Here is a 753-nt window from a genome sequence, read left to right as displayed (position 1 = left end):
ATGCTCAACCGCCGCGTCGCCGACGCCCTTCAGCGCCGCCAGCGAATAGAAGATCTTGTTTTCACCCACTTCGAACGGGCGGAAGCTGGTCATCACCGACGGCGCCACCACCTCGATGCCGAGGCGCATGGCATCCTGGCGGAAGTCGGCCAGCTTGTCTGTGTTGCTCATGTCGAGCGTCATCGACGCCGCCAGGAACTCGACCGGATAATGCGCCTTGAGATAGGCGGTCTGGTAGGAGACGACAGCGTAGGCCGCCGCGTGCGACTTGTTGAAGCCGTAGTCGGCGAACTTCGCCAGGAGATCGAAGATGAAGTCGGCCTGCGGCTTGGAGACGCCGCGCTCGACCGCGCCGGACACGAAGCGCTCGCGCTGCTTGTCCATCTCGGCGCGGATCTTCTTGCCCATGGCGCGGCGCAGAAGGTCGGCTTCGCCGAGCGAATAGCCGGACAGTTCCTGCGCGATCTGCATCACCTGTTCCTGGTACACGATGACGCCTTGCGTCTCCTTCACCAGATGATCGATCTTGGGATGGATCGAGGCCATCTCCTCCTCGCCATGCTTTCTGGCATTGTAGGTCGGGATGTTCTCCATCGGGCCGGGACGGTAGAGCGCCACCAGCGCGATAATGTCCTCGATGCAGTCCGGTCGCATGCCGATCAGCGCCTTGCGCATGCCGGCACTTTCAACCTGGAACACGCCGACGACCTCGCCGCGCGACAGCATCGAGTAAGTCTCTTTGTCGTCGACCGG

The 753-nt window shown here is 62.5% G+C and carries 1 pseudogene; it reads right to left on the bottom strand.

Annotated elements, in window-relative coordinates:
* Window positions 1-753 (bottom strand): annotated as a pseudogene (locus EOA27_RS38765) (DNA polymerase III subunit alpha); the annotation flags it as partial.

This window comes from Mesorhizobium sp. M2A.F.Ca.ET.037.01.1.1 (assembly GCF_003998075.1).
Lineage (GTDB): Bacteria > Pseudomonadota > Alphaproteobacteria > Rhizobiales > Rhizobiaceae > Mesorhizobium.
The sequence above is the reverse complement of the archived record's forward strand: the minus strand, read 5'-3'. Positions and strand labels throughout refer to the sequence as shown.